This window comes from Actinacidiphila yanglinensis (assembly GCF_900107965.1).
In the GTDB taxonomy this organism is placed as follows: domain Bacteria; phylum Actinomycetota; class Actinomycetes; order Streptomycetales; family Streptomycetaceae; genus Actinacidiphila; species Actinacidiphila yanglinensis.
Genome location: NZ_FNVU01000032.1, coordinates 20,261 through 44,798, shown reverse-complemented (window position 1 = coordinate 44,798; position 24,538 = coordinate 20,261). Strand labels below are relative to the sequence as shown.

The window sequence follows — 24,538 nt, the reverse complement described above, 5'->3', positions numbered from 1 at the left end:
GTAGTTCGGTGATCAGGTCCGGTCCCGGCCGGTGGCGCACCCGTCGAGCAGCGGCCCGAGTTCGCGGGCGACCGTCTCCAGGGGTGCCGTGGACCCCTCGGCGCGGGCGATGAGCAGGGCGCCCTCAAGGGTGCTGATCATGAGGAGGGCGAGGGCGGGCGCCTGCGCCGCGGGTACGCCGAAACCGGTGAGGGCGTCGGCGAGGGGCGCGTTCCAGGTGGCGAAGGCACCGGCGGCGCTGCGCCGGGTGGACTCGGCGGACTGCGCGCAGTCGACGGTCGCGGCCGCCACGGGGCAGCCCGCGCCGAACCCCTCGGTCTCGTACTCCCGGATCCACTGCCCGACCATCGCGGCGAACAGCGCGCTCGGCGACGGCTCGGGCAGGGCGGCGAGGAAGCGGCCGATCCGGCGGGCCGCGTACCGTCCGGACCAAGCCACCGCCTCGTCGACCAACTGCTGCTTGCCGCCCGGGAAGTAGTGCTGGAGTGAGCCGCGCGGCGCGCCCGCGTGGACGGCCACCTCGCGCATGCCGGTGGCGTTCACGCCGTCGCGGCGGATGAGCTGGGCCGCGCTGAACACCATGCGTTCGCGCGGTCCGTACGTACGAGGCCGCGGCGCACCGCCGTCGCCCTCTCCGGTGCCCTTGCCGTCGCCCGCCTCAGCCGTGCCCCTGCCCGCGTCCACCGTCTCCCGCCTCCGCCCACTGCTCGGCGTCCAGCCTATAGACGCCGGTCAGGGCGTCGATGTCGCGCGTCATCCGCACTGTCGGGAGTCGCCGCCCCAGCACGTCCAACAGCCCTCGCCTGCCCGTGAGTACGGACGCCGACACCAGCCGCATCCCGCGCGCCCGGGCCCGGTCGAGCAGCGTGTCGAGCATCGCCCCGCCCGCGCCGCGCCGCTGCCAGTCGTCGACGACGAGCAGGCCCAGCTCACCGACCGGGTGCGCATCGTCGCCGGGGTAGAGGGACGCGCCCGGGGCCAGGCCGCCCGCCGTGAGGCTGCCCAGGCCCACCGGACCCGCCCAGCCCTCCGGCGCCTCGGGTCCCTCGGGACCACCGGCTCCCTCCGGGTACTCCGGATAGGCCACGACCGCGTCGTGCGTCTCAGGACGCCCCGCGAGCATCGCGTCGAGGTAGGGGCGGGGCAGCTCGCGCGGCCGCCCGAAGAAGCGCAGCCGGACCGTCTCCGCCGAGCAGCGCGCGAACAGCTCCGCGAGCGCGGCCTCGTCCTGCGGCCGGACGGGCGCCACCCGCCACTTCGGGGCGGGCCCGCGTGGGTCCGGCTCCCGATCCAGCTGCCGATCCGGCTTCCGTGCGGGCGTCGGAGCCCGTCGCGCGGTCGGCCCGGGGAGCGGCCGCTGCGTACCCACTATGACCGTCGTCATAGTCTCAGTATTATGACCGCTGTCATAAACCGCAAGCGATGACAGATCACGCACCAGAGGACGGCGGGCGGTCCGCGATGAGCGCAGGCAGCAACGGCAGCACGGGTAGTGCCGACGGGACAGGGGACGGGGGCACGGCGAGCGTTTCCCCCGGCACGGATGACGTGAACGACGTGTACGACGCGAGCGGGGCGGGCGCGGTGGCCCACGTGCACGGGGCGGCCGGCGGAATAGGTGCGGGCGGCACCGGGGGCACCGGCGGCGAGACGGGATTCCTCGGCCTCGGCGTCATGGGGCAGCCCATGGCGCTCAACCTGGCCCGGTCCGGCGTCCCCCTGGTGGTGTGGAACCGCACCCCGGAACGCTGTGAGCCGCTGCGCGCGGCCGGAGCGAGTGTCGCGGCCGAGGCGGTCGAGGTCCTCGCCCGCTGCCGCACCGTCTTCCTCATGCTCGCCGACGACGCCGCCATCGACGCCGTACTCGGCCGCGGCACCCCCGCCTTCGCCGAACGCACCGCCGGCCGCGTCCTGGTCCACATGGGCACCACGTCCCCGGAGTACTCCCGCGCCCTGGAGGCCGACATCCGGGCGGCGGGAGGGAGTTACGTGGAAGCACCGGTGTCCGGCTCGCGACTCCCTGCGGAGCAGGGGCGGTTGGTGGGGATGGTCGCCGGGGAGGAGCGTGCGGTCGCCACCGTCCTGCCGCTGCTGGCCCCGATGTGCCACGAGACGTTCGTGTGCGGCGCCGTCCCCGACGCCCTGGTGACCAAGCTCGCGGTGAACCTCTTCCTGATCACGACGGTGACCGGCCTGACCGAGGCGTTCCACTTCGCCGACCGGCACGGCCTGGACCGCGACCGCTTCCTGGCCGTGCTCGACGCCGGTCCGATGGCCAGCGGGGTGTCCCGGATGAAGGCGCCGAAGCTGCGCGACCGTGACTTCTCGGTGCAGGCGGGGGTGGTGGACGTGCTCAAGAACAACCGGCTGATCGCGTCCGCCGCCAGGCAGTCGGGCGTGGCCTCCCCACTGCTCGACGTCTGCCACAGCCTGTTCCAGGAGACGGTCCGGCTCGGCCACGGCGGCGCCGACATGGTCGCGGTGCTGCACGCCCTCGAGTCCAGGACGGACGTGCCCGCAGCCGCGGGTCCCCTCCCGGAGCGAAGCGTCTAGGCTGCAACCGCCGTACGCATCGGAGGAGTTGCGGCGGCGGGAACGGGCCATGGGGAAGTGCCGGTCGGACGGAAGGCGGACGTGTGATGGGCGTGGCGATACGCAGGGCCGGTGCGGAGGACCGGGAGGCCGTGGTCAGACTGCTGGACGAGGGCTTCGCCGACGACCCGGTGAGCAACTGGGTCTTCCCCGACAAGGACCACCTGCGCCGCAGCCACGGCGCCCTCATGGGCGCCTTCCTCGAGATCTCGCTCGCCGAGGGCCACACGGACCTCGCCGAGGACGGCACCGGCTGCGCGCTGTGGACGCCGGTGCCGGCCGGCGCCCACGGTGATCCGGACGACGCGGCGCGGTTCCGCGAGGCGGTCGATCCCGGCAACGAGCGGGTCGAGCAGATCGCCCGGCTCACCGCGGCCACCCACCCGACGGACCGCGCCCACGCGTACCTGATGATGATCGCCGTGGCATCCTCCGTACGCGGCCAGGGAGTCGGCGCCGTCCTCATCGCGGCGACGCTGGAGCAGTGCGACCGCGAGGGCCTGCCCGCCTACCTCGAAGCGAGCTCCGCACGCAGCCGCGGCCTGTACGAACGCCTCGGCTTCACCTTCCTCGGCACCCCGGTCGAGCTGCCCGGCGGCCCGCACATGTACCCGATGTGGCGCGAGCCGCGGACGGTGACGGGGGACTGAGCCCGCCCGGGGAAAGGGAAGGTCGGGCGAGTCGAGCCGCGACTCGGCCCCCGGGTCACGCGGGTGGCCGGGCCGCGGACGGTGACGGTGACGGGCGAGCCCCGCCCCGAGCGCCCCTCGCCCGCGCCACGCACCGCCCCCCGTCACCCGGAGAACCGTCGCCCGAACCGGAGAACCGTCGCCCGATTCGGGGAAACCGCTGCCCGCGCCCGGAAAACCGTTTCCGGTCCGCCCCGCCCCCGCCTAACGTCCCCGGGCATGGACGACGACCAGAGCCTTCCGCCACGCCTCACCCGCCTCACCTTCCACGGCCCGCTCGCCGAGGACCGCGCGACGCGGATCGTCGACCGGCTGACCCGCGTCGCCCCACCGGCCACCGTGCTCGACATCGGCTGCGGCTGGGGCGAGTTGATGCTGCGCGTCCTGGCGGCCGTGCCCGGCGCGAGGGGCGTCGGCGTGGACCTCAACGCGACCGACCTCGCGCGCGGCCGGGCCGCCGCCGAACGCCGCGGGCTGGCCGATCGGGTGGAGTTCGCGGAGGAGTCCGCGGTCGGCACGTTCCGCGGCCCGGCCGACCTCGTCCTGTGCCTCGGCGCCTCCCAGGCGCTCGGTGACCAGAGCCCTCCGGCCCACATTCCGGCCGCCCTCGAAGCCCTCCGGGGCCTCGTCACGCCGCACGGGCGCGTGCTGTTCGCCGACGGCATCTGGGAGCGGACTCCGCCGCCCGAGCGGCTCGCCGCGATGTGGCCGGACGCCTCCGCCGACGAACTCCCGGACCTGCCGGGCCTGGTCGACCTCGCTGTCGCCGCCGGCTTCCGGCCCTCCTGGATCGAGACCGCCTCGCTCGCCGAGTGGGACGACTTCGAGTCCGGCTACCAGTCCGACGCCGAGGACTGGCTCGCCGCCCATCCCGCCCATCCCCGCGCCGCCGAGACCCGCGCCCGGCTCGACGCCCACCGCGCCGGCTGGCTCAACGGCTACCGCCGCCACCTCGGCATGGCCTACCTCACCCTCACCCCGTCGCTCTGACCCGATCCGGGCGCAACCCCGACCGTACGACCCCCGCACCGCCCCGACGCAGTCCCGACGCCCCACCGGCCGGGACCGCAACGAAGCCCTGCCCCGTACCACCCCGAAAGCGGCGGAACGGGGCGCCCAACGGCTGGCTGCCGCCCGGCAGCCGGCCGACCGCGGGGACGCGGCGCCGACCGCGCGGAGCCGCGCTCCACGCCGCCCACACATTCCTTCACCGAATCCCCATGCCCGGTGAATCCACCAGGCCAGCTGGGTGCGGGCGCCCACGCACGGCGGCCCGCCAACCTCCCGCAACTTCAAGAACTGTTGACACTCCTGAACCACAAGCGCAACATGCCGTGACACGGGAGAGCGCTCTCCGAACTCTCCCCGCCCGGCGGCGGGTCGACAGCGGTCCCGGGAACCGGAACCGCCGCCGCGCCACACCCACCGGAGCCACGAGAACGAGGAGGTCTCCGTGGCACACAGGTCGAGAAAACTTCCAGGGCTGCTCATCGCCCTCGCGCTGACCGCGGTTGGCAGCGCGGTGGTCCTCACCGGAAACGCTTCCGCCAGCCCCGCGCATCACTCGGCGAGCGCCGCGCACGCGGCCTCCGCGCAGCAGGGCGACCGGTCGATGTCGATGGACATGCCGGTGTCGACGCAGACGTCGGGCGACGACCCCGACGGGGACGGCTACATCATGGCCGACCCGCCCGTCACCGGCGTGACGCCGTCGACCTACGATCCGCCGCACGCCTACTTCCACGAGTTCCAGGCGAAGTGCGCGCCCTCGCACACCGCCCCGGACGACCCGATCGTCTTCCCGGGGCAGCCGGGCAAGTCGCACGACCACACGTTCATGGGCAACGTCAGCACCGATGCCGACTCGACCACCGCCTCCCTGGAGGCGGCGAGCGGCACCACGTGCCTCGCGCCCGGCGACAAGTCCGCGTACTGGATGCCGAGTCTGTACAACGGCGACCAGAAGATCCTTCCGGTCGGCCCGCAGACGATCTACTACAAGGCGGGGGTCACCGACTACACCAGCGTCCGCCCCTTCCCCAAGGGCCTGCGCTTCGTCGTCGGCAACCCGATGCAGACGGAGGACCAGTTCAAGAACCTCAAGGGCACCGTCGAGGGCTGGGAGTGCGGGGACAGCTACCAGAACTTCGAGTTCCCCGCGACCTGCCCGAACACCGCCGACGTGCAGCTCAACATCCGCCTCCAGGCGCCGAGTTGCTGGGACGGCATCCATCTGGACACGCCTGACCACCAGAGCCACATGGCGTATCCGATCGCGACCGGTGCCAACGAGAACGTCTGCCCGGCCGACCACCCGGTGGCCCTGCCGATGATCGAGTTCAAGATGGCCTGGCCGGTCAACGGCGACATGTCGCAGGTGCACCTGGCCAGCGGCACCGGCCACTCCTTCCACTACGACTTCTTCGCCGACTGGGACGACGCGACGCAGGCCGCGATGGTCACCCACTGCATCGACGGCGGCCTGCAGTGCGACGCCCACGGCTACGACCAGAGCCAGCCCGACAAGGGCGCCGTCCTCGACGACAACTACGAGCTGATCCAGTAACCCGTCCGCGGGTCTCTCCCGGGCGGGTTTTCCCGGGCCGCCCGGGAGAGCGCTCTCCCTGATCCAGCCTGTCCCCCCAACACCGCAGGTGACCTATGCAGACCCCCGCACGACCTCCGTACCGGCCCCCCACGTCCCCCACCCCACTGCCGACCGCGATGCCCTCGCCGCCGTCCCCCAGGTCCGAACCGCCCCCTGCTTCCTCCGCGTTGCCCCGTGCCGCCGGCCGGCTTCCCGTGACCGCCACGCCTCGTACCCAGGAGGAAGACATGCAGCGACCCCTCAGGAAGGGGCGGGCGCGTCGCGCCGTCGCCCCGCTCGCCGCGACCGCGCTGGCCGTGGCGGGACTCGCCGCGCTCCAGGCGCCGTCCGCGCACGCCGCGGGCAGCGTCGTCAAGGTGACCGGCTCGCAAGGTAATTGGCAGCTCACCGTGGATGGCGCACCTTACGAGGTCAAGGGCCTCACCTGGGGACCCTCGCCCGCCGACGCCGCCCAGGACCTGCCGGACGTCGCGAAGATGGGCGTCAACACGATCCGCACCTGGGGCACCGACGCGACGAGTGCGCCGCTGTTCGACGCGGCCGCCGCCAACGGCATCAAGGTGATCGCCGGCTTCTGGCTCCAGCCCGGCGGCGGCCCGGGTGCCGGTGGCTGCGTGAACTACCTGACCGACGACACGTACAAGAACGACATGCTCACCGAGTTCCCCAAGTGGGTGGAGACCTACAAGGACAACCCGGGCGTCCTGATGTGGGACGTCGGCAACGAGTCGGTGCTCGGGCTGCAGAACTGCTACAGCGGCGACGAGTTGGAGCAGCAGCGCAACGCGTACGTCACCTTCGTCGACCAGATCGCCCAGAAGATCCACGCGGTCGACCCGAACCACCCGGTGACCTCCACCGACGCCTGGACCGGGGCGTGGCCCTACTACAAGAAGGACGCCCCGGACCTCGACCTGTACGCGGTGAACTCCTACAAGGACGTCTGCAACGTCAAGTCGGACTGGGAGGCGGGCGGTTACGACAAGCCGTACATCGTCACCGAGGGCGGTCCGGCCGGGTCGTGGGAGGTGCCCGACGACGCGAACGGGGTGCCGGACGAGCCGGACGACCAGCAGAAGGCCGACGGCTACACCAACGCCTGGAACTGCATCACCAGCCACCAGGGCGTCGCGCTCGGCGCCACCCTCTTCCACTACGGCAACGAGGACGACTTCGGCGGCATCTGGTTCAACCTGGTGCCCGACGGCCTCAAGCGCCCTTCGTACTACGCGGTGAAGAGGGCGTACGGCGGCGACACCTCGGGGGACGACCAGGCGCCCGTCGTCACCGACATGACGGTCGCCGGCGCGACCGACGGTGTGCCCACCGGCGGTGACGTCACCCTCACCGCCCACACCACCGACCCGGAGAACGACCCGATCGGCTACCAGGTGCTCTACAGCAGCATCTACGTCGACAACAACGGCGCGCTGACCCCGGCCGACTCCACCGTCAACGGCAGCACCATCACCACGAAGGCCCCCGACAAGCCGGGCGTGTGGAAGATCTACCTCAAGGCCACCGACGGCCACGGCAACGTGAGTTACGGCTCCAAGTCGCTGAAGGTGGTGCCCCCGAAGGTCGACGGCACCAACGTGGCGCTCAACAAGCCCGCCACCGCCTCCTCGTACCAGACCGCCCCGACCGGCGGCTGCCCGTGCACCCCGGGCGACGCGGTCGACGGCAGCACCGGCACCCGGTGGTCGAGCGACTGGAGCGACCCGCAGTGGCTCCAGGTGGACCTCGGCCGGAGCACCACGTTCAAGCACGTCCAGCTGGACTGGGAGGCCGCGTACGCGAAGGCGTACGACATCCGGACCTCCGAGGACGGCACCAACTGGACGACGGTGAAGTCGGTGACCGACGGGGACGGCAACGTCGACGACATCGACGTGAGCGGCACCGGCCGCTACGTCCGGATCCAGGGGACGCAGCGGGGCACCGGATACGGCTACTCGCTCTACGAGTTCGGGATCTACACGTGAGCGGGGCCAGGCCGGCACCGGCGGCCCGGCTCGAAGGCGCCCGGCCGTACGTGCTCAGCCTGTTCCGTGCCGTGGTCGGGCTGCTCTTCCTCTGCCACGGGGTCGCCTCGCTCTTCGGCACCCTCGGCACCCACCGGATCGCGGCGGGCACCTGGCCGGGCGGCTACGCGGCGGTCATCCAACTCCTCGGCGGAGCATTGGTCCTGGCCGGACTCGGCACCCGCGTCGCTGCGCTGATCGGCTCGGGCTCCATGGCCTTCGCCTACTTCGACATCCACCAGCACCACGCGCTCCTGCCGATCCGGAACGGCGGTGAACCGGCGGTCCTGTTCTGCTGGACCCTCCTCCTCATCACCGTCACCGGCCCGGGACCGCTCTCCCTCGACCACGTCCTCGCCGGCGTCGCTCGCGGAGGTGCGGAGGGCGCGCCGAAGAAGCGGGCCGCACAGGTCGGCGCGCGCGTCTGACCCCCCATCGCCGTCCGCCTCGATCGGCGATCCTCGTCGCGGCCCCGCGGGTTCTCCCGCGGGGCCGCACCCGTGGCCGGTTCAGGCGCCGGTGGGGAGGGTGAGGACCAGGTAGGGGAGCCCGGCCGGCAGGCCGCGCGTGATCATCCGCCAGGTGAGGGACAGTTGCGGGCCGGGGAAGGACGACGCCTCGGGGACGGCCGCGCGTATCGCGAACCGGACCGAGCCGTGCGCCGGTACCCGCGTGACCGGGCGGTTGTTGAGCAGGTACTCCTTGAAGCCGTCGCTCAGGCCCTGGCGGCCGTTCGTGCCCGTGCAGGTGACCTCCAGCGTGAAGCCGGGTCGGCCCGCCAACGACACGGCGGTGCCGGTCGGGTTGGACAGCGTCACGTCGAAGTCGACGCTCCGGCCGGGGTGGACGCGTGCCGGCAGGTGGGTCGCCCGCGCGGTCAGGTTCCTGAGCGGGGAGACGACGGGCGGCCGGGGCTGGCCGTCACCGGCCGCGATCGGGCCTGGCGTGAGGGAGGAGGCGAGGTCGGGGTGCGTGTCGTCGCGCGCGCATCCCGGCACGCTCGGGTCCGTCAGGCGCACCGCGACGTCGCCGGCGCCCGGCAGGTCCGCGTCCAGCGTGTAGGGGCCGTGCGACGCGGGGCAGAACGGGGCGTCCCAGTCGAGGCGGAAGTTCGCCTTGCCGCCCGGCGGCAGGCCGACCGCGGGGCCGTCGTTCCGGGACCCGCCCTGGATCAGGTCGAGCGGCACCCCGCCCGCGGCCAGCCGGACCTTCGGCAGACCGTCCAGCCTGCATGCTGTGTGCGAGGTGTTGGTCAGCACCGCGTAGCCGTACATGGACGCTTCCATGACGGGGTCGTTCACCTCGCCGCCGGTGCTCTTGTGGATCCAGCGCGGGAGCGTGGCGTCCAGTTGGGACGCGCGGCAGGTCGGTCCGGTCGCGGGCGCCGGCCGGACCGCGGTCGTGAAGTCGGCCTCGGTGGCGGGCTCGTCGACCCACGGGACGGTGCCGTCCGGGCCCAGGGTCGCCGCCGCCGACACCCGTGCGGGCATGGTCGAGGGCATCGTCGTCGCCGTCCCGTGCACGGTGCCGCAGCCGGTGACCGCGAGTGCCAGCGCCACCGCCCCCACCGCGCTCGTCACCCATCGTCGTGCTGCGCGCATGTTCCCCCCGTGGTACGCGTGTTCCCGCCGCTCAGGCGTCGGCTGCCCCCCCCGGGCCACCACTGCGGGGAAGTCTACGGGCGCCGCGCGGGGCGGGGGAGGGTGATCCGCTGTGCCGATCGCCGGGCCGCCGGGTGGCGCCGCTTCACTGGTCGTCGCGACCGCCGAACTGCCAATTGTGCACCTCGATGCCTGCGTACCGGTCCGCGGTGAGGACGGCACGTGCGGTGTCCCCGTCCGGCGCGCGGACCAGCGCCGCGGTGCCCAGCCAGGTCGCCCCGTCGTCCGACAGCAGCGACCCGTACGCGATCAACTCGGCCTTGTCGACGGGTGGTTCGATGTCCGCGGGATTCCCGGTGCCCAGGCCGATCACCAGGTACCGGTTGCCCCCGGTCCGGCCGCCCGGGAAGTCCCACATGGTGCGTCCCAGCGTGTTCCGCCAGCGTCGCAGCAGCACGTCCCGGTAGACGCCCGCCTGGTACCCGGGTTCGTCGAAGGCGAACGCACGGGCCGCGGCGGCGTCTTCGCGGTCGAGGATGTGCACGCTTCCGGTCGCCGTGTCCGCCGCGTCGCCGCTCTCACCGGCGAGCGTCGGGCCGCGCGCGATCATCTCCTGCGCGAACCGGTCCATGTAGGACCAGTGCTCCTGCAGCAACTCGTCACGCAGCGCGCCGGAGCCGGGCCGGTCGCGGTGGTAGCAGAAGAACTCCATGCCCCCAGGGTTCCCCGCACCGACCCGCCGGGTCGAGCGGATTACGGTGCCGGCGCTCACCGTTGACGGGCGCCGCCTAGTAGTAGCCCTTCGCGCCGTCCAGGAGTTCGCGGACGATGTCCGCGTGTCCCGCGTGCCGCCCCGTCTCCTCCACCAGGTGGATCAGCATCCAGCGGAGGTTGGCGCCGCCCGCGCGGAATTCCTGGTGGCGGCCGACGTCGTCGAGGGACGCGGCGGCGACGATCTCGTTGCTGCGTGCGCACTGCGCCTCGTACTCCGCGAGGAGTTCGGCGATCGGGCGGCCGCCGGTGTCCCAGTCCGCGTCCTCGCGCGACTCGTCGAACGACGGGTTCTGCTCCTTGTCACCGTCGAGGAACAGCACGTCGAGCCACAGGTGCTCGGTCCAGCGCATATGGGAGACGAGGCCCGCCATCGTCATGGCCGGCGAGGTGGGGATGACCGAGCGGTGCGCGTCCTCGTCGCCGAGGCCCTCGCACTTCCAGCGCAGGATCTGCCGCTGGAGGTCCAGCCACCCGACGATGGCGGTGCGTTCGTCGGCCTGGAGCGGTGGGCGTTGCAGTTCGGATGCCATGTCGGCGGAGGCTAGCGGGGTACGTGCCGGAGGGCACCTGGATTTACGGTCGGCCCTGCCGTGGTCAGCAGTGGAACCGAAGGAAGGGCCGTTCAGCGGTGCCGCACCCACACGTTCGGCTCCACCAGTTCCCCGTGATCCGCGGCGTGGTCGAGGGCCAGCGGGGCGAGGGCGCCCGGGACCACGTACCGTCCGGAGGCCGGCAGGGCGAACCCGGCCCACTTCTCCCATTCGGTGACCGATCCCTCCATCGTCATGGACCGTTCGGCGGCACACAGCATGCGGGCGCCCATGCGCTGGTGCGTGCGCAACCACGGGTCCAGCGGCGCGCCGTCCCTCCGCGTCCAGGTCATGAACTCGGTCATCGGCGTGAGCGGGTAGCGGGCCTTCGAGGTCGGCCGCACGGGGGCGATCACGCGTTCCAGCCCCGCGTGCTCTCCGGCCGACGCGAGCAACCCGAGCATCTCGCGTGCCAGGCCGCGCCCTTGCAGGTCCGCCCGGACCTGGGCCGCGGCGATCACCAGGGTGTCGGCCCTGCCGCCTGCCTCGTGCAGGCCGACCGCCCGCAGCAGGGCGTCGTCGTAACCACCGGGCAGGTCGTCGAGGGTCCCGTCCCAGGACACGGGGACTCCCCAGCCGCCGGCGACGATGCGGTCCGCACCGTCCACCAGGAGGAGGTTCAACTCCCCGAACCACGCCCGGACCCGGTCCATCTGCCGGTCGGCGGCCGGGTCGTGGAAGATGAACTCGGGCCAGCCCGCGCTGAAGATCTCCTCGGCCTGCGCCCGCAGATCGGGCCGGTCGTCGAAAACGCATGTCCGCAGATCCACGGTGCCGGAGCCTACGCCCCCCCTGCCCCGGCGCCCGGAATCGGAGTGCTTCAGGCGATGACCATCGCGGCCGGGCTGGTGGTCAGGCCGAGGGCCGTACTGCCCAACGGCTTCAGCGACTTCGCGTCGATCGCGTCGACCGTGGACGACGCGTTGGTGGCGACCCAGAGCGTGGAGGCGGTCGCGGTGATGCCCGTCGGGACGTGCTTGACCGCCACGGTGGCGGTCACCCGGTTCTGGGCCGCGTCGATCACCGAGACCGAATCGTCCCTGGAGTTGGTGACGTACACCCGCGCGCCGTCGGGGCTGACGGCGACCTGCCAGGGGGTCCGGCCGACGCCGACCCGGGCGAGCACGCGGAGGGTGCGGACGTCGATCACCGACAGGGTGTCCTGCCAGGTGTTGACCACATACAGGCGGGTGCCGTCGGGGTGGACGGCGACGCCGTTGGACCCGGCCTGGTCGGTCAGCAGTGCCTGCTGCTCTCCGGTGCCGGTGTCCATCACGGACAGGCCGTCGGAGCAGGAGACGTAGAGTGCCTTGCCGTCCGTGCCGGTCACGAGCGAGTGCGGGGCCGTCCCGGACGTCCAGGTGGCCGTGACCTTGTCGGAGGCGGTGTCGATGACGGAGAGGGTCTGCGAGCCGCCGGGTCCGGTGTCGGGGCCGGTGTTGGCGACGTAGACGCTCCCGCCGTCGGGCGAGGTCGCCAGGCCGTGCGGATAGGCGCCGACACCGATGCTCGAAGCGACCTTGCCCGTACCGGTGTTGTAGACGGAGACCGAGTTCTCGCCCGAACTGCTCAGGTACAGCTTGCCGCCGGGCGCCTTCGTGAGACCGTACGGGCTCACCCCCGCCTTGACGCTGGCCACCAGCTGCCGGGTGGCCGGGTCGATCACCGCCAGCGTGAAGCTGACCACGCCGACGGTGTAGAGGTACGTGCCGCTGGTGGGTCCGACGCCGGGGACGGCTTCCTGGATGCCGGGGAAGTCGGTGCCCGCGGTGCCGTCCGGGAAGTCCGACCGGTGGGTCGTCGCGTTCTCGACGATGCGGCTGACGGTGTACGGGGGATGGGCGGCCGCGGGCGCCGCGGCGTCGGGGGCGGGTGACGCCGGGGTCTGGTCCGGCTGCGCGCCCGGCGTCTCCTGGTGCGGGGGAGTCTGGCCCGCGCCGGGGAACGTGGCCGGCGGCAGCGTGGCCACCTCGTCCTCGGCCGCCCAGAACTGCGCCTTGGTGTCCGGCAGCGCGGGGAACGGTGTGGCCGCGGAGAGCCCGAGGGCCGAGGTCAGGTCGCCGAAGGTGCGACGGCGCCAGTCGCTGATGTTGGTCTCCTGCACGCCGGTGATCCGCTCCAGGAAGCGCAGTACCGAGGTGTGGTCGAAGGGCTCACCGGCGACGTAACCGCCCTGCGTCCAGGGCGAGACGATGACGCACGGCACCCGGATGCCGGCACCGATCGGCACGCCGTTCACGAACTCGCCCGGCGTGCCGGCCGGCGGGATCGGCGGGATCACGTGGTCGAACAGGCCGTCGTTCTCGTCGTAGTTGACGATGAAGACGGTCTTGCTCCACACGTCGGGGTTGGCGGCGACCGCGTCGAGCTGGCGCGCCAGGAAGTCGGCGCCCGCGGCCGGGGTGTAGTCCGGGTGCTCGCTCTGCCCGGAGGTCGGGATGATCCACGACACCTTCGGCAGGCGGTCGTTGATCGCGTCCTGCGCGAACTGGTCGGCCGGGCCGATGGTCAGCGCGTGCTCGTGGAGCGCGTCCCCGGGGACGGAGTCCTGGTAGGTCTGGAACCACTCCAGCGGGTTGGTGCCGTAGTCGTCCTCCTGCTGGTAGACGTGCCAGGAGACGCCTGCCCGGGTGAGCCGCTCCGGGTACGTCGTCCAGCGGAAGGGCGCCGGGATCACGTTGCTGGTCACCGGCCCGCCGGCCAGGCCGTCCGGGTCGATGGTGCCGGTCCAGTGGTAGAGGCGGTTGGGCCAGGTCGGGCCGAGCAGCGAGCAGTGGTAGGCGTCGCAGAGGGTGAACGACTCGGCCAGCGCGAAGTGGAACGGGATGTCGTCGCGCCGGTAGTAGCCCATCGTGTACGGGCCCTTGGCCGGTCCGTCGGCCGTGCGGTGGGCGGGCAGCCACTGGTCCATCCGGCCGCCGTTGACCGCCGCGTGCTGCACCGTCCAGGCGTGGCTCGTCGAGGGGATCGCCTGCGCACTGGTGGTCTTGGTGTCCAGGTGGAACGGCAGGAGGTAGCCGTCGGGGTTGACCGCGTCCGGCTGGTGGAAGACCGACAGCCCGGTGGACAGCGTCGCCGCGTCCGGGTCGTCGAAGCCGCGCACCCCGGGCATCGTGCCGAAGTAGTGGTCGAAGGAGCGGTTCTCCAGCATGAGGATCACCACGTGCTCGATGTCCTCCAGCGAGCCCGGGTTCCGCGGTGTCGCGGACGACTCCGCCACGGCGCGCCGGAGGTTGGGCGGCAGCAGCGACATCGCCGCTGCCGCGCCCCCGGCACCGAACGCGGACTTCAGGAGCCGCCTGCGCGAGAACCCGGCCATGACACCCTCTCTGCGGGAGATCGTGGAACACCTTCACGCGGTGTTCCGAATGCGCCCTTTGTTCAAGGGCATTGACGGGCACTGACGGGCATTGACGGGAGCAGGGATCAGGCGTCGTCCTCGACGATGACCCAGGGGCGCATCAGGTCGTCGTCCTCGTGTTCGAGGATGTGGCAGTGGTGGATGTACCACGCCGGGTACTCGGCGCCGCTGCCCGGAATCCCCGCGAGCGTGTCCGTCGGCGGGGTGATGTCCGGGATGAAGACCCGGGTCACCGTCTCCGCATAGGACTTGAACGTGTCCTTGTCGGACCGCGCCTCGTCAGGGTCCGCCGGGATCGGCGGGCCGGTGAGGAAGTTCTCCAGCACCGGCAGGTCCTCCGGCCTGCGGCCGCCGTCGATCCACCGCTCGTAGGCCGCCTGGTAGCCCGCCGCGTCCAGCGGCTGCCGGTCCAGCACCTGGAAGTTGATCAGGTGGATGTGCATCGGGTGGGCGTCGTGGTTGGGGTTGACGTACTCCCAGATCTCGCTGGTGCCCGCCGTGACGGTGTCCTCCGGCGGCGCGTAGTACGGCGTCGCGTTGAAGGTCATCGTGCCGAAGAGCTGGTGCTGGTACACGACCCACTGCCGCCGGCGGGTGCCTGGTTCCGGCCGGACGTCCGCGGCCTGCGGCAGCCTGAGCTGCGCGGCCGGCCTCGTCCGGTCCGCCCCGGACAGCGGCTTGGTGACCTGGAACTGCATGATCTCGGTGATCTCGGGCCCGACTCCCGCGGGGTAGTGGACCGGCGCGTTGTAGTTCGTCAACGTGACGTTCGTGCCCATGGGCAGCTGGCTGAAGTCGACCAGCAGGTCGTAGCGTTCGGCCGGGGAGATCAGGAAGTTCAGCATCGGCAGCGGAGCGCGGAGGCCGCCGTCCGTGCCGATCAGCCAGAACGGCAGCTGGGGCTGGGGCAGTACGTCCCGGGGCGTGTCGAACCGCAGCCGCCAGAAGCGCTCGTTGGAGCCGTTGAGGAGGCGCAGCCGGTAGCGGCGCGGCTCGACGGCCAGGTACGGGTAGGCCTTCCCGTTGACGACCGGTGTGTCCTCGCCCTCCTGCTGCGTCATGGTGTACGCGAGCGAGCCGTCGGAGTGGAAGGTCCGGTCCTGGAGGACCAGGGGGATCTCGAACTCGCCCTGCGGCAGACCCAGTCGCTCGTCGGCGGGGTCCCGGATGACGTAGAGGCCGGCAAGCCCCGCGTAGACGTTGAGGCTGGTCATTCCCATGGCGTGGTCGTGGTACCAGAGCAGGCACGAACGGTCGTGGTTGGTGTAGCCGCAGATCTGCTCGTTGGGTGCGGCCCGGTTCGGGTCGAGGGTGGTGTACCCCTCGCCGTGGATGCCGTCGGAGGTGTAGGACTGCGGCGGCGTGCCGTCGGACTGCGGCGCGGTGTAACCGCCGTGCTGGTGCACGACGTTCCACACGTTGACGTTCGCGGGGAAGGGCTGCTGCGACTGGTACGGCGGCGGCGGGAACGGGGTGAGCTCGGGGTTTCCCTGGCGGATCTCGTCGATCACGAACTGGAACAGGTGGGTCGTGTTCGGCAGCTCGTTGCGCCACTTGACGACCGTCGGGTGGTCGATGGTCGTGTCGAGGGTCGGCCCGAGGTAGCCCATGCCGATCGGCTTGCGGGGGTCGTGCGGATTCGCGGCCCAGTACCCCCACACCTTCGCCGGTCCGAGGTCCCGGTGGAAGCGCCACCTGCCCTCACGCATGGTGACCTCGTAGTAGTCGGCGCCCGGATAGACCGAAGGATCCGGGATGGCCGTCCCCGGCACGGGCAGCGCGTCGACGAACTTCTCCAGCGGAGGCGTCTGCGGCACCGAGGTGTCGGTCGACCCCATCCCGCTTCCCGCCACGGCGTGCGCCTCCGCACCCCGAACTCCCCGTGGAAGCATCACCGCGCCGCCCGCGGCGCCGGCCATGAGGAACTTCCTTCGCCCGACCATTGTTTCTCCCGCTTCCCATCGCCTCAGATCACGCTCATGGGATACAGGTCGTGATCATGGAGTGGGTGCCCAGCGCGCCGTTGCGGTGCGGGAAGCCACTCAGAGAGTCGATTTCGGCATCATTCAGCAGGTAGCGGGAGTGGAATCGAATGATGATCGCCACCTGCCGACCGGTTCGGTCGCGGCACGCGAACGGCGTGCCGCGTGCGCCGTAAGTGGGTGCGCGCGGGGGCGCGCGATGTGCCGGCGCTCGGTGGGCGGGTGCGGGATCCGCTAGTCGAGCAGTTTCGCCATCAGGTCGACGAACTGGCGCCGCTGGGCGGCCGTCAGGGGAGCGAGGACGGCCGCCTGGGTGCGGTCGATCACCGCGTCGAGGCCGACGAGGGCGTCCCCGCCCTGGGGGGTGATCGTCACGATCTTCCGGCGCCGGTGATCGGGATCGACCCGGCGTTCGACGAGCCCGCGTGACTCGAGTTCGGTGAGGGCCGCGGTGACGTCGCTCCGGTCGATCCCCGTGTCGCGCCCGAGGTCGGCCTGGCTGGCGGGACCCCACTGCTCCAGCGCCGCGAGCAGCCGGTAGTGGTAGCCGCGCAGGCCGTCGCCGTCCGCTTCGAATCCGGCCGCGAGCAGCGCCGAGGAGCGCGCGAAGGCACGGCTGATCAGCCAGGTGGGGCGGTCCTTGAGCCGGTCCGGTGTGCGGCCGGGCCGAACGGGGTGCGCGGGCATGCCTCCAGGTTACCAATTGTGGGGCCGGCCAACATCGCCTATGTTGGAATGGCCAACATTGGACAGGCCAACACGGCGGCGGCCGGTGCACGCGGCGCTCACGCCCGCGCGCGGTGTCCGTGTCCCGCCCTCACCAGGGAGTTCCGACGATGAACATCACCCCCTCCGGCCGACCCGATCGCGTGCTCGTGGTCGGCCGCAGCCCCAGCGTCCTTCTCGCGGCGGTCGACCTCCTGCGCGCCAGGGGCTGCACCGCCGACGCGACCAACCAGTTCGACCGGGTGCTCGACGACTACGACGTCGCCGCGCTCGACGTCCTGGTCTTCGGCGGGATGGTCCCGGCCGGGACCAAGCAGTACCTGCGGGAGGAGGTGGCCCGGCGCAACGCCGGGGTGACCTTCGTGCAGGGGCTCGCCGGCATCGCCGGCGTCATCGCGGCCCAGGTGGAAGAGGCCGTCTTCGACCGGCGACGGGCCCCGTCCGGTGTCCGGATCGGCTACGACGAGGCCGGCCGCCGCGCGAGGCTGACCCTCACCGCACGCACGCGCGTCACCGTCGAGGCCCTGTGGGGGACCTCGTTCACCCCGCCGGAGCCGAAGAGCACCTCGATGCCGGTCTTCGACGGCGACCTGGAAGCCGGGCAGCACGAGATCCCGGTGCCCGAACAGGTGCCGGGTGAGGCGTCCTTCCTCACGGTCGCGGTCGGCGACGAGGTCCGCGTGTTCACGGTCGGCGCGATGCCCGCGGCGGTCACCGGGCTGGCCCCCACCTCCGCGAGCGACCAGCGGCTCCCGGCGGTGGCCCCGGTCACCACCGGCAGCGGTGAGCAGGCGTGAGCGGCCATGAGAGGTGAGGGTGCGGGGGCGGCCGGGCAGGGCTCCGATCCCGGTCCTGAGGCTCGCCCGCGGTCCGGTTCCGGCCGCCGCCCGTCCCGTTCCCGCCCGCGGGTGCGGACATTGCCGGGGCAGCGCCTGGTCAACCTGCTGGCGCGCGGCCTCCTGCGAACTCCCCTGCTCTCGCGCCTCGTCGGCGCCCGGCTGGTCGTCCTCCACGTCGTCGGCCGTGTCTCGGGACGGCGTTACGCGGTCCCCGTCGCGTACGTGACCCGGGGCGGCGAGCTCCTGATCGGCACCTCGTCCCGGTGGGGGCGCAACCTGCGCACCGGCGAGCAGATCGTGATCCGGCTCCGGGGCAGGCGCCGCCGGGCCGACGTGCGGACCGGCACCGGGGAGGCCGAAGTCGTCGCGGCCTACGCCGAGATGGCGCGGGCCAACCGGGCCTTCGCGAGGTTCAACGGTATCCGGGTCGGTGAGGACGGCGAGCCGGACCGGGAGGACCTGCGGGCGGTCTGGCGGGACGGGGCGCGGGTGCTGCGGCTGACTCCGCGCTGAGGGCCCGCCGTTGGTGCCGTTGATGCCGCGGGGGCACGCGGGAGCAGGGAACCGGGGCCCGCCGGCCGGGTCGATCGGTCGGCCGGGCGGGTCCCGGGACCCGTTTCCGCCGTCCCCGGCATCCCGTTCGCCCGTTCCAGGGGCACCGTATCTCCGCTGGTCGGAGGGGGTTTCGGCGTTCCAGCGTCCCCAACCCGCCGCTATACGTGGCGGCTGGGACGGACCGCGCCGCAAGATCAGGTCATCGAGCACCACACCCACCTCGAACAGCCAAGAAGGCAGGGCCTCATGTTCCGCATCCGCACCCCCCGCATCGGTGTCGTCGGCGCCGCCGCGACCGTCGCACTCGCCGGATTCGCGCTGACCGCGTGCACCGGTGGGCCGGGCACGAGCGACACGGGTGCCGCGAAGGACGCCGCCGCGGTCACCTCGACGCCCGCGGCCGCACCCACGGCCACCCCTTCCGCCGCGGTCCCGTCCGCGCCGTCGGCATCCACGCCTCCGGCGAAGGCGGCCGGGTCGCGGCCGGCGGGGGGCAGTTCCGCGACCAAGGCCCCGAACCCCGCGAGCAAGAGCGTGACATGCGACGGATCCGACACCAAGGTCGTCGCCGCGCCGGTGAGCCGTCCGGTGAACCACATGCTGCTGACGGTCACCAACACCGGCAGCAAGACCTGCTACCTGTACGGGTACCCGGCGCTGCAGTTCGCCGGTGCGCAGGCGGTGCCGTCGGTGATCGAGGACTCGCACCCGCAGGCGGTGACCACGCTCGGCCCCGGGGAGTCCGGTTACGCCTCGGTGATCCTGTCCGCGGGCGACGGGAGCGGCACGAACGGCCGCACCGTGAAGTCCCTCACCATCTGGTTCTCCGGCCGGTCCGGCACCGGGAGCACCGGCGCTGCGGCCCACCCGTCGCTGCCCGCGCAGGGCGTCCACATCGACGACTCCCTCAGGACGACCTACTGGGAGCAGTCGATGGACGACGCCCTGGCCTGGTGAGGCCGCAGGCGGCAGGAACCGGGGTGCCCCGCGCACCCCGGTCGCAGTCCCCGGCCCCCAACCCCCGTGTCCCGCCACCCGATCGGACAGGTGATCCGCTGTGCGCAGCACCCGTAGGCTCTCCCGTTTCGTGACCGCCCTCGCCGGCGCCGTCTTCCACGTGGTCATCCTCGGTGACACGGGTGACCCGGCCCAGGAGGCGGGAGTCTTCCGCCGCGCTGCCGGGTGATCCCGCGGATCGCGCGACGAGCGGGCGCAGTCGGCGCCCCGGACCTGGCTCCGACCCGGCCCCGCCCCCGGCCCGCCTCCGGCCCGACCCGGGCCGGCCACGGTCCTGTTCGTCCCGGACCGTCCTTCTTCTCCCGTACGAGGGAGGCCGGTTCAGGCGTCCCAGGCCGCACCCAGCGCCAGCAGGCGGTCCCGGTACTCGATGTCCCCTATCCATTCCTCGGGCCACGCGGCCAGACCGTGGTGCGCGCCGGCGAAGGCCCCGGCCAGCGCGGCGACGGAGTCGGAGTCCCCGGAGGAGTAGGCGGCCCGCCGGACCACCGCCTGCGGGTCGTCGGGCAGCATCAGGAAGCAGTACAGCCCGGTCGCCAGCGCTTCCTCGGCGATCCACCCCGCCCCGGTGGCAGCGCAGGGATCGGCCTCGGGGTCGGGCGAGCGCAGCGCGCTCTCCACGCGGTCCAGCGCGGCCAGGCACTCGTCCCAGCCCCGGGCGGTGTAGGCCGCCGGGTCGGGGTCGTGCGCGTACGCGGACAGGTCCCCGAGCCAGTCGGCGGGGTAGTGCCCGCGGCGCCGGTGGCCGTACGCGACGAGCGCGGGCAGCAGTTCGTCCGGCCCGGTGCCGCGCGCCAGCAACCGGACGGTGTACGCGGTCAGGTCGCTTGCCGCCAGCGCCGTGGGATGGCCGTGTGTGAGCGCCGACTGGAACTGGGCGGCGCCGGAGAGCTGGTGCTCGTCCAGGCCCGGGACCAGCCCCAGCGGCGCGACCCGCATGTTCGCGCCGCATCCCTTGGAGCCGACCTCGCTGGCCGACCGCCAGTCGCCGCCACGGCCCAGCGCCTCGCAGGCCCTCAGGCAGGTCGACCCAGGAGCGCGGTTGTTCTCCGGGGAGTAGCACCACTCCACGAAGCGGGCGCGGACCGGCCCCTCCATCCGCGCCGCCGTCAACGGGCCGCCGGCCAGCGCTTCGACCAGCCCCTCGCCCAGCGCCAACGTCATCTGCGTGTCATCCGTGACATACGCGAGTCCCGAGGAGAGCGGCAGCGGCATGGTGCGCCACGGCCCGCACTTCTCCTCGATCCGGGCCATCGTGTTGAACTCCGTCGGGAACCCCATGGCGTCCCCGACCGCCAGCCCCACCAACGCCCCCGTCGCCGCACGCTTCACGCCGGCCTCCCCTCCTGCTCGCCCTGAACCCCCAGGTCTACCCCAGCCGGGCCCGCGCGGTCCTCCGGGGGCGCCCGATCCGTCCGCCGGCAAGCCCTGGCGGCGCGGCCCGGAGGCGCGCGGTTCTCCTCGTGTCCGTGCCGGTGGTTAGCCTGGATCCGCTGAGGGCGTGCCGGGGCCGAGGGCGTCCCGGCTGCCGGAGAGCGGGTTCCAGGAGTGGGTGCGGTGACGAGGGTGTATCCGTCGGCGGGGAATGCTCCCTCCGGCCCGGCGCCGACCGGCCGTTCGTCCGCACCCGGGACCGCTGCCCCCGGCCGGGCCCGGTTGCTCGCGGCGCTGCCCGAACTGGCGGCGGGCGAGGCGGTGTTCCTTCCCGCGGATCCGCCCCGGCTGGGACGGATCGCCTTCTGGACGCCCGGTGGCGAGCCTCCGGACCTGGGGGTGGAACCCGAGGAGCTGACGGTGGTCGGCCCGCACGGGTCGTCGGAGCCGGCGACGGAGGTGCGCGCTGTCGCCGTGCCGGTGGACCAGGCACTCCCGCTGCTGACGCGCTGCCGCGCCCTGGGCGCCGACGGCAGCGGGCGGGCGTCGGCCGGCACGGCGTTCTGGGGCGCGGCGGCCGTGCTGGGGCTCGGCCTGCTCGCCCGGGGGCGGACGGAGCCCTGCGTGTCACCGGAGGGCTTCGACGCGTGGCGGGCCGGGCCCCTCGACCCGGCGGATCTGGAGCGGCTGCGCGGACTCGCGGCGGCAATGCCTCCCGAGGCCCGCGCCGTTCGGGCCCCCGGCCCCTCCCCGCTCGCCCCTGCCGCGGCCGAGCCGCTGCTGCACGCGTTCCTGGACGCCGTCGCCGACGCGCTGACCCGTACCCCCGCCTCGCGCCGCGCCGCCGCCGGGCCCGCGGTCGCGGCGGTCGCGCCTCGCGCGCGGAAGGCCGCGGTGCCCGAGCGGCCGGCCGAGGCCGCCCAGGTGGCCGCCGCCCGTGACGTGGGAGTCGAGGTGTCGCTGCGGCTGGAGCTGTCGGGCACGGTCGAACCGGCGGAGGAGGAGGCCGACCCCAGGGAGGCGTGGGAGGACGGGGAGGCGAGGGACGACCGGGAGGCGCGGGACGAGCGTCGCGCCAGGGCCGAGGACGCCAAGGGAGCAGGGGGCGCCCTCCGCTGCACCTTCCACGCCGTCGTCCAGCTCCGCAGCCTCGCCGATCCGACCCTGCTCATCGACGCCGTGGACCTCTGGTCCGGATCGGCCGCCGCGCCCGAGGAGTTCGGCCCGCGGGCCCGCGCGGACACGCTCCGGGCCCTGCGCCGCGCCGCACGCGTCTGGCGCCCCGCCGCGCGGCTGCTGGAGGCGGCCGCTCCGGTCGGCCTGGAGCTGTCCGACGGGGAGGCACTGGCGCTGCTGGATGACGCGGCCGAGGCCCTCGCCAGGGCCGGAGTGGCCGTGCACTGGCCCAGGGACCTGGTGCCCGGGTTGACCGCGTCCGGTGTCCTGGAACCGGTACGCAAGACCACGACCTCCTCGGCCGCCTCCTTCCTGTCGTCCGGCGCCCTGGTCGACTTCCGCTGGCGGGTCGCGCTCGGCGACCGGGAACTGACCGGGCCGGAACTGGAGCGGCTCGTCCACGCCCGTCAGCCGGTGGTGCGGCTGCGCGACCAATGGGTGGTCGTCGACCGGGAGTTGGTGCGCCGCCTGCGGCGGGCCGCGCGGTCCGGAGCGCCGTCGCTGACCGCGATCGACGCCTTGAGCGCCGCGCTGACCGGGAGCGTCGAGGTGGACGGTGAGCAGGTCGCCGTCGCCGCCGGCGGCGTGCTGGAGGAGGTGCGCGCCCGCATCGCCGACCCCGAGGCGCGTGCCGCGCGCGAACCCCAGGGGCCGCCCGAAGCCCTCACCGCCACGCTGCGCGGCTACCAGCTGCGCGGCCTGAACTGGCTGCACCGGATGACCTCGCTCGGTCTGGGCGGCTGTCTCGCGGACGACATGGGTCTGGGCAAGACCGTGACGCTGATCGCCCTCCACCTGCGCCGCCAGGAGCGGACGGCCACCGCCGGACCGACGCTGGTGGTCTGTCCCGCCTCCCTGCTGGGCAACTGGGAGCGCGAGATCCGCCGTTTCGCGCCGGGCACGCCCGTACGCCGCTTCCACGGGCCCGGCCGCGACCTCGCCGGCCTCGACACCGAAGCGCGGGGCGGCTTCGTCCTGACCACGTACGGCACCATGCGCCGCGACGCCGCGCGCCTGGCCGGGCTGCCCTGGGGGCTGCTGGTCGCCGACGAGGCCCAGCACGTCAAGAACCCGCACGCGCACACCGCGAAGGCGCTGCGCACGATCCCGTCGCGGGGCCGCGTCGCGCTGACCGGCACCCCGGTGGAGAACAACCTCTCCGAGTTGTGGGCGCTGCTCGACTGGACCACGCCGGGGCTGCTGGGCTCGCTGCCCGCCTTCCGGAACCGGTACGCCAAGGCCGTCGAGGGCGACCGCGACGCGCGGGCGGCGCGCCAACTCGCCTCCCTGGTCGGGCCGTTCCTGCTCCGGCGGCGCAAGGCCGACCCCGGTATCGCGCCCGAACTGCCGCCCAAGACCGAGACCGACCAGCCGGTGTCGCTGACGAAGGAGCAGGTCTCCCTCTACGAGGCACTGGTCCGGGCGCTCATGGCGGAGATCGAGGGATCGGACGGCATGGCGCGCCGCGGGCTGGTGATGAAGCTCCTCACCGGGCTGAAGCAGGTGTGCAACCACCCCGCGCAGTACCTGAAGGAGCGGGGCGACGCGAGGCTGCCGGGCCGCTCGGGAAAGCTGGAACTCCTCGACGAACTCCTGGACACCGTCCTCGCCGAGGACGGGTCCGCGCTGGTCTTCACCCAGTACGTCGCCATGGGACGGCTGTTGGAACGCCACCTCGGCGACCGGGCCGTGGAGACCCTCTTCCTGCACGGCGGGACCGCGGTCGCGCGCCGCGAGGAGATGGTCGACGCCTTCCAGGCCGGCGGGAAAAGGGTGTTCCTGCTCTCCCTCAAGGCCGCCGGTACCGGCCTGAACCTCACCCGGGCCGGCCACGTCATCCACTACGACCGCTGGTGGAACCCCGCCGTGGAGGACCAGGCCACCGACCGCGCCTACCGGATCGGGCAGACCCGGCCCGTCCAGGTGCACCGGTTGATCGCCGAGGGGACCGTGGAGGAGCGGGTCGCCGCCCTGCTCCACCGGAAACGGGAACTGGCGGACTCCGTGCTCGGCGCGGGCGAGGCGGCGTTCAGCGAGCTGAGCGACGCCGAACTCGCCGACCTGGTGGCCCTGTCGTCATGAACCACGCCGCCGACGGGCGTCCCGGGATCTCCGCCGCGGTCGTGGTGCGCGGGGGCCTCGTCCTGCTGGTACGGCGGCGGGTTGCCGAGGGGCGGCTCTCGTGGCAGTTCCCGGCGGGCGCGGTCGAGCCGGGTGAGACGCCGCAGGAGGCCGCTGTCCGCGAGACGTTCGAGGAGACGGGCGTCGACGTCACGGCGATCCGGGTGCTCGGCGGGCGCGTCCATCCGATGACGGGCCGGTTCGTGACGTACACGGCCTGCGAGATCCCCCCGGGCACAACCCGAGTCGCCCGTGTCGCCGCCGAGGAGGAGGTGGCGGAGGTGGCCTGGTGCACCCGCTCCGAGCTGGACTCCCGCATCCCGTACGGGGTCTTCGGGCCGGTCCGGGCGTACCTCGACCGTGCCCTCACGCGGTGAGGCGGCGCATTTCGCGGCGCTGCCACGCCCAGGTCCCCCGCTGCGGGCCGCACGTCGCCGAACCCCAGGCCGAAACCCCGCTGTGCGGCGACCCGTTAGGCAGAGCCGGGACCGCCGTTCCGGCTGCGCGCG

22 protein-coding genes and 1 pseudogene are annotated in these 24,538 nt (G+C 73.1%); 12 read left to right on the top strand and 11 right to left on the bottom strand.

Features of this window, described 5'->3' with window-relative positions:
* Positions 1 to 12: 12 nt before the first annotated feature.
* On the bottom strand, positions 13 to 582 hold the full coding sequence (locus C4U44_RS39480) for a TetR/AcrR family transcriptional regulator (protein ID WP_103890981.1): 570 nt from the start codon (positions 580 to 582) through the stop codon (positions 13 to 15).
* Between the two features lie 76 nt (positions 583 to 658).
* Positions 659 to 1,249 (bottom strand): GNAT family N-acetyltransferase, encoded by a 591-nt coding sequence (locus C4U44_RS39475; RefSeq protein WP_103890951.1) that lies wholly within the window; start codon positions 1,247 to 1,249, stop codon positions 659 to 661.
* A gap of 365 nt (positions 1,250 to 1,614) precedes the next feature.
* On the opposite strand from C4U44_RS39475, the gene C4U44_RS39470 reads away from it, so the two are divergent.
* The 6 genes from C4U44_RS39470 to C4U44_RS39445 all read left to right on the top strand — a co-directional run bounded on the left by C4U44_RS39470 (position 1,615) and on the right by C4U44_RS39445 (position 8,341).
* Positions 1,615 to 2,553 carry an NAD(P)-dependent oxidoreductase gene (locus C4U44_RS39470; protein ID WP_265737366.1) on the top strand — a complete coding sequence of 313 codons (939 nt, stop codon included), beginning with the start codon at positions 1,615 to 1,617 and terminating at the stop codon, positions 2,551 to 2,553.
* An 86-nt stretch (positions 2,554 to 2,639) separates the two neighbouring features.
* Positions 2,640 to 3,242: a GNAT family N-acetyltransferase gene (locus C4U44_RS39465; RefSeq protein ID WP_103890949.1), complete on the top strand. Its 603-nt coding sequence runs from the start codon at positions 2,640 to 2,642 to the stop codon at positions 3,240 to 3,242.
* A gap of 258 nt (positions 3,243 to 3,500) precedes the next feature.
* Positions 3,501 to 4,271: an SAM-dependent methyltransferase gene (locus C4U44_RS39460; RefSeq protein WP_103890948.1), complete on the top strand. Its 771-nt coding sequence runs from the start codon at positions 3,501 to 3,503 to the stop codon at positions 4,269 to 4,271.
* A 463-nt stretch (positions 4,272 to 4,734) separates the two neighbouring features.
* A complete protein-coding gene (locus C4U44_RS39455) occupies positions 4,735 to 5,847 on the top strand; it encodes a DUF1996 domain-containing protein (protein ID WP_407642956.1) in 1,113 nt (370 codons plus the stop codon).
* Positions 5,848 to 6,116: 269 nt separating this feature from the next.
* A complete protein-coding gene (locus C4U44_RS39450) occupies positions 6,117 to 7,874 on the top strand; it encodes a discoidin domain-containing protein (RefSeq protein ID WP_235032684.1) in 1,758 nt (585 codons plus the stop codon).
* Positions 7,871 to 8,341: a DoxX family protein gene (locus tag C4U44_RS39445; protein WP_103890946.1), complete on the top strand. Its 471-nt coding sequence runs from the start codon at positions 7,871 to 7,873 to the stop codon at positions 8,339 to 8,341. Before C4U44_RS39450 ends, C4U44_RS39445 begins: the two co-directional genes overlap by 4 nt.
* A gap of 81 nt (positions 8,342 to 8,422) precedes the next feature.
* On the opposite strand, the gene C4U44_RS39440 is transcribed toward C4U44_RS39445, so the two are convergent.
* The 8 genes and pseudogenes from C4U44_RS39440 to C4U44_RS39410 all read right to left on the bottom strand — a co-directional run bounded on the left by C4U44_RS39440 (position 8,423) and on the right by C4U44_RS39410 (position 16,908).
* Entirely contained in the window at positions 8,423 to 9,514 is a 1,092-nt protein-coding gene (locus C4U44_RS39440; RefSeq protein ID WP_103890945.1) for a DUF4232 domain-containing protein, read from the bottom strand.
* A 145-nt stretch (positions 9,515 to 9,659) separates the two neighbouring features.
* On the bottom strand, positions 9,660 to 10,226 hold the full coding sequence (locus tag C4U44_RS39435; RefSeq protein ID WP_103890944.1) for a YciI family protein: 567 nt from the start codon (positions 10,224 to 10,226) through the stop codon (positions 9,660 to 9,662).
* A 76-nt stretch (positions 10,227 to 10,302) separates the two neighbouring features.
* A complete protein-coding gene (locus C4U44_RS39430; protein WP_103890943.1) occupies positions 10,303 to 10,818 on the bottom strand; it encodes a DinB family protein in 516 nt (171 codons plus the stop codon).
* A gap of 92 nt (positions 10,819 to 10,910) precedes the next feature.
* Complete coding sequence (locus C4U44_RS39425) at positions 10,911 to 11,648, bottom strand: hypothetical protein (protein WP_103890942.1); 738 nt, start codon at positions 11,646 to 11,648, stop codon at positions 10,911 to 10,913.
* A gap of 50 nt (positions 11,649 to 11,698) precedes the next feature.
* On the bottom strand, positions 11,699 to 12,496 hold the full coding sequence (locus C4U44_RS43125) for a YncE family protein (protein ID WP_235032694.1): 798 nt from the start codon (positions 12,494 to 12,496) through the stop codon (positions 11,699 to 11,701).
* Between the two features lie 291 nt (positions 12,497 to 12,787).
* Positions 12,788 to 14,197, bottom strand: a pseudogene (locus C4U44_RS43120) (alkaline phosphatase family protein); the annotation flags it as partial.
* Positions 14,198 to 14,304: 107 nt separating this feature from the next.
* The gene (locus C4U44_RS39415) at positions 14,305 to 16,158 is read right to left on the bottom strand and encodes a multicopper oxidase family protein (protein ID WP_103890940.1); all 1,854 of its coding nucleotides are present in this window, start codon (positions 16,156 to 16,158) and stop codon (positions 14,305 to 14,307) included.
* 297 nt (positions 16,159 to 16,455) lie between these two features.
* Positions 16,456 to 16,908, bottom strand: coding sequence for a MarR family winged helix-turn-helix transcriptional regulator (locus tag C4U44_RS39410; RefSeq protein WP_103890939.1), 453 nt, complete (start codon positions 16,906 to 16,908; stop codon positions 16,456 to 16,458).
* 149 nt (positions 16,909 to 17,057) lie between these two features.
* Between C4U44_RS39410 and C4U44_RS39405 the strand changes: the two genes are divergently transcribed.
* From C4U44_RS39405 to C4U44_RS43395, 4 genes are all read left to right on the top strand, one after another.
* A complete protein-coding gene (locus tag C4U44_RS39405; RefSeq protein WP_103890938.1) occupies positions 17,058 to 17,744 on the top strand; it encodes a hypothetical protein in 687 nt (228 codons plus the stop codon).
* Positions 17,745 to 17,864: 120 nt separating this feature from the next.
* Positions 17,865 to 18,299 (top strand): nitroreductase/quinone reductase family protein, encoded by a 435-nt coding sequence (locus tag C4U44_RS39400; RefSeq protein WP_103890937.1) that lies wholly within the window; start codon positions 17,865 to 17,867, stop codon positions 18,297 to 18,299.
* A 288-nt stretch (positions 18,300 to 18,587) separates the two neighbouring features.
* Positions 18,588 to 19,298, top strand: a complete 711-nt coding sequence (locus C4U44_RS39395; RefSeq protein WP_103890936.1) for a DUF4232 domain-containing protein — start codon at positions 18,588 to 18,590, stop codon at positions 19,296 to 19,298.
* A 100-nt stretch (positions 19,299 to 19,398) separates the two neighbouring features.
* Entirely contained in the window at positions 19,399 to 19,527 is a 129-nt protein-coding gene (locus C4U44_RS43395; protein ID WP_265737364.1) for a hypothetical protein, read from the top strand.
* Between the two features lie 152 nt (positions 19,528 to 19,679).
* Here C4U44_RS43395 and C4U44_RS39390 read toward each other — a convergent pair whose 3' ends face one another.
* On the bottom strand, positions 19,680 to 20,690 hold the full coding sequence (locus tag C4U44_RS39390) for an ADP-ribosylglycohydrolase family protein (RefSeq protein ID WP_103890935.1): 1,011 nt from the start codon (positions 20,688 to 20,690) through the stop codon (positions 19,680 to 19,682).
* Between the two features lie 225 nt (positions 20,691 to 20,915).
* Between C4U44_RS39390 and C4U44_RS39385 the strand changes: the two genes are divergently transcribed.
* Complete coding sequence (locus tag C4U44_RS39385; RefSeq protein ID WP_407642955.1) at positions 20,916 to 23,990, top strand: DEAD/DEAH box helicase; 3,075 nt, start codon at positions 20,916 to 20,918, stop codon at positions 23,988 to 23,990.
* A complete protein-coding gene (locus C4U44_RS39380) occupies positions 23,987 to 24,406 on the top strand; it encodes an NUDIX hydrolase (RefSeq protein WP_103890933.1) in 420 nt (139 codons plus the stop codon). Before C4U44_RS39385 ends, C4U44_RS39380 begins: the two co-directional genes overlap by 4 nt.
* Positions 24,407 to 24,538: the final 132 nt, after the last annotated feature.

Bases quoted from the DNA above. Each gene is read 5' to 3' on its own strand.
- C4U44_RS39410 (WP_103890939.1), bottom strand. From the start codon at position 16,908: ATGCCCGCGCACCCCGTTCGGCCCGGCCGCACACCGGACCGGCTCAAG.
- C4U44_RS39435 (WP_103890944.1), bottom strand. From the start codon at position 10,226: ATGGAGTTCTTCTGCTACCACCGCGACCGGCCCGGCTCCGGCGCGCTG.
- C4U44_RS39415 (WP_103890940.1), bottom strand. From the start codon at position 16,158: ATGGCCGGCGCCGCGGGCGGCGCGGTGATGCTTCCACGGGGAGTTCGG.
- C4U44_RS39405 (WP_103890938.1), top strand. From the start codon at position 17,058: ATGAACATCACCCCCTCCGGCCGACCCGATCGCGTGCTCGTGGTCGGC.
- C4U44_RS39480 (WP_103890981.1), bottom strand. From the start codon at position 582: ATGGTGTTCAGCGCGGCCCAGCTCATCCGCCGCGACGGCGTGAACGCC.
- C4U44_RS39460 (WP_103890948.1), top strand. From the start codon at position 3,501: ATGGACGACGACCAGAGCCTTCCGCCACGCCTCACCCGCCTCACCTTC.
- C4U44_RS39465 (WP_103890949.1), top strand. From the start codon at position 2,640: ATGGGCGTGGCGATACGCAGGGCCGGTGCGGAGGACCGGGAGGCCGTG.
- C4U44_RS39440 (WP_103890945.1), bottom strand. From the start codon at position 9,514: ATGCGCGCAGCACGACGATGGGTGACGAGCGCGGTGGGGGCGGTGGCG.
- C4U44_RS39430 (WP_103890943.1), bottom strand. From the start codon at position 10,818: ATGGCATCCGAACTGCAACGCCCACCGCTCCAGGCCGACGAACGCACC.
- C4U44_RS39450 (WP_235032684.1), top strand. From the start codon at position 6,117: ATGCAGCGACCCCTCAGGAAGGGGCGGGCGCGTCGCGCCGTCGCCCCG.
- C4U44_RS39380 (WP_103890933.1), top strand. From the start codon at position 23,987: ATGAACCACGCCGCCGACGGGCGTCCCGGGATCTCCGCCGCGGTCGTG.
- C4U44_RS39395 (WP_103890936.1), top strand. From the start codon at position 18,588: ATGTTCCGCATCCGCACCCCCCGCATCGGTGTCGTCGGCGCCGCCGCG.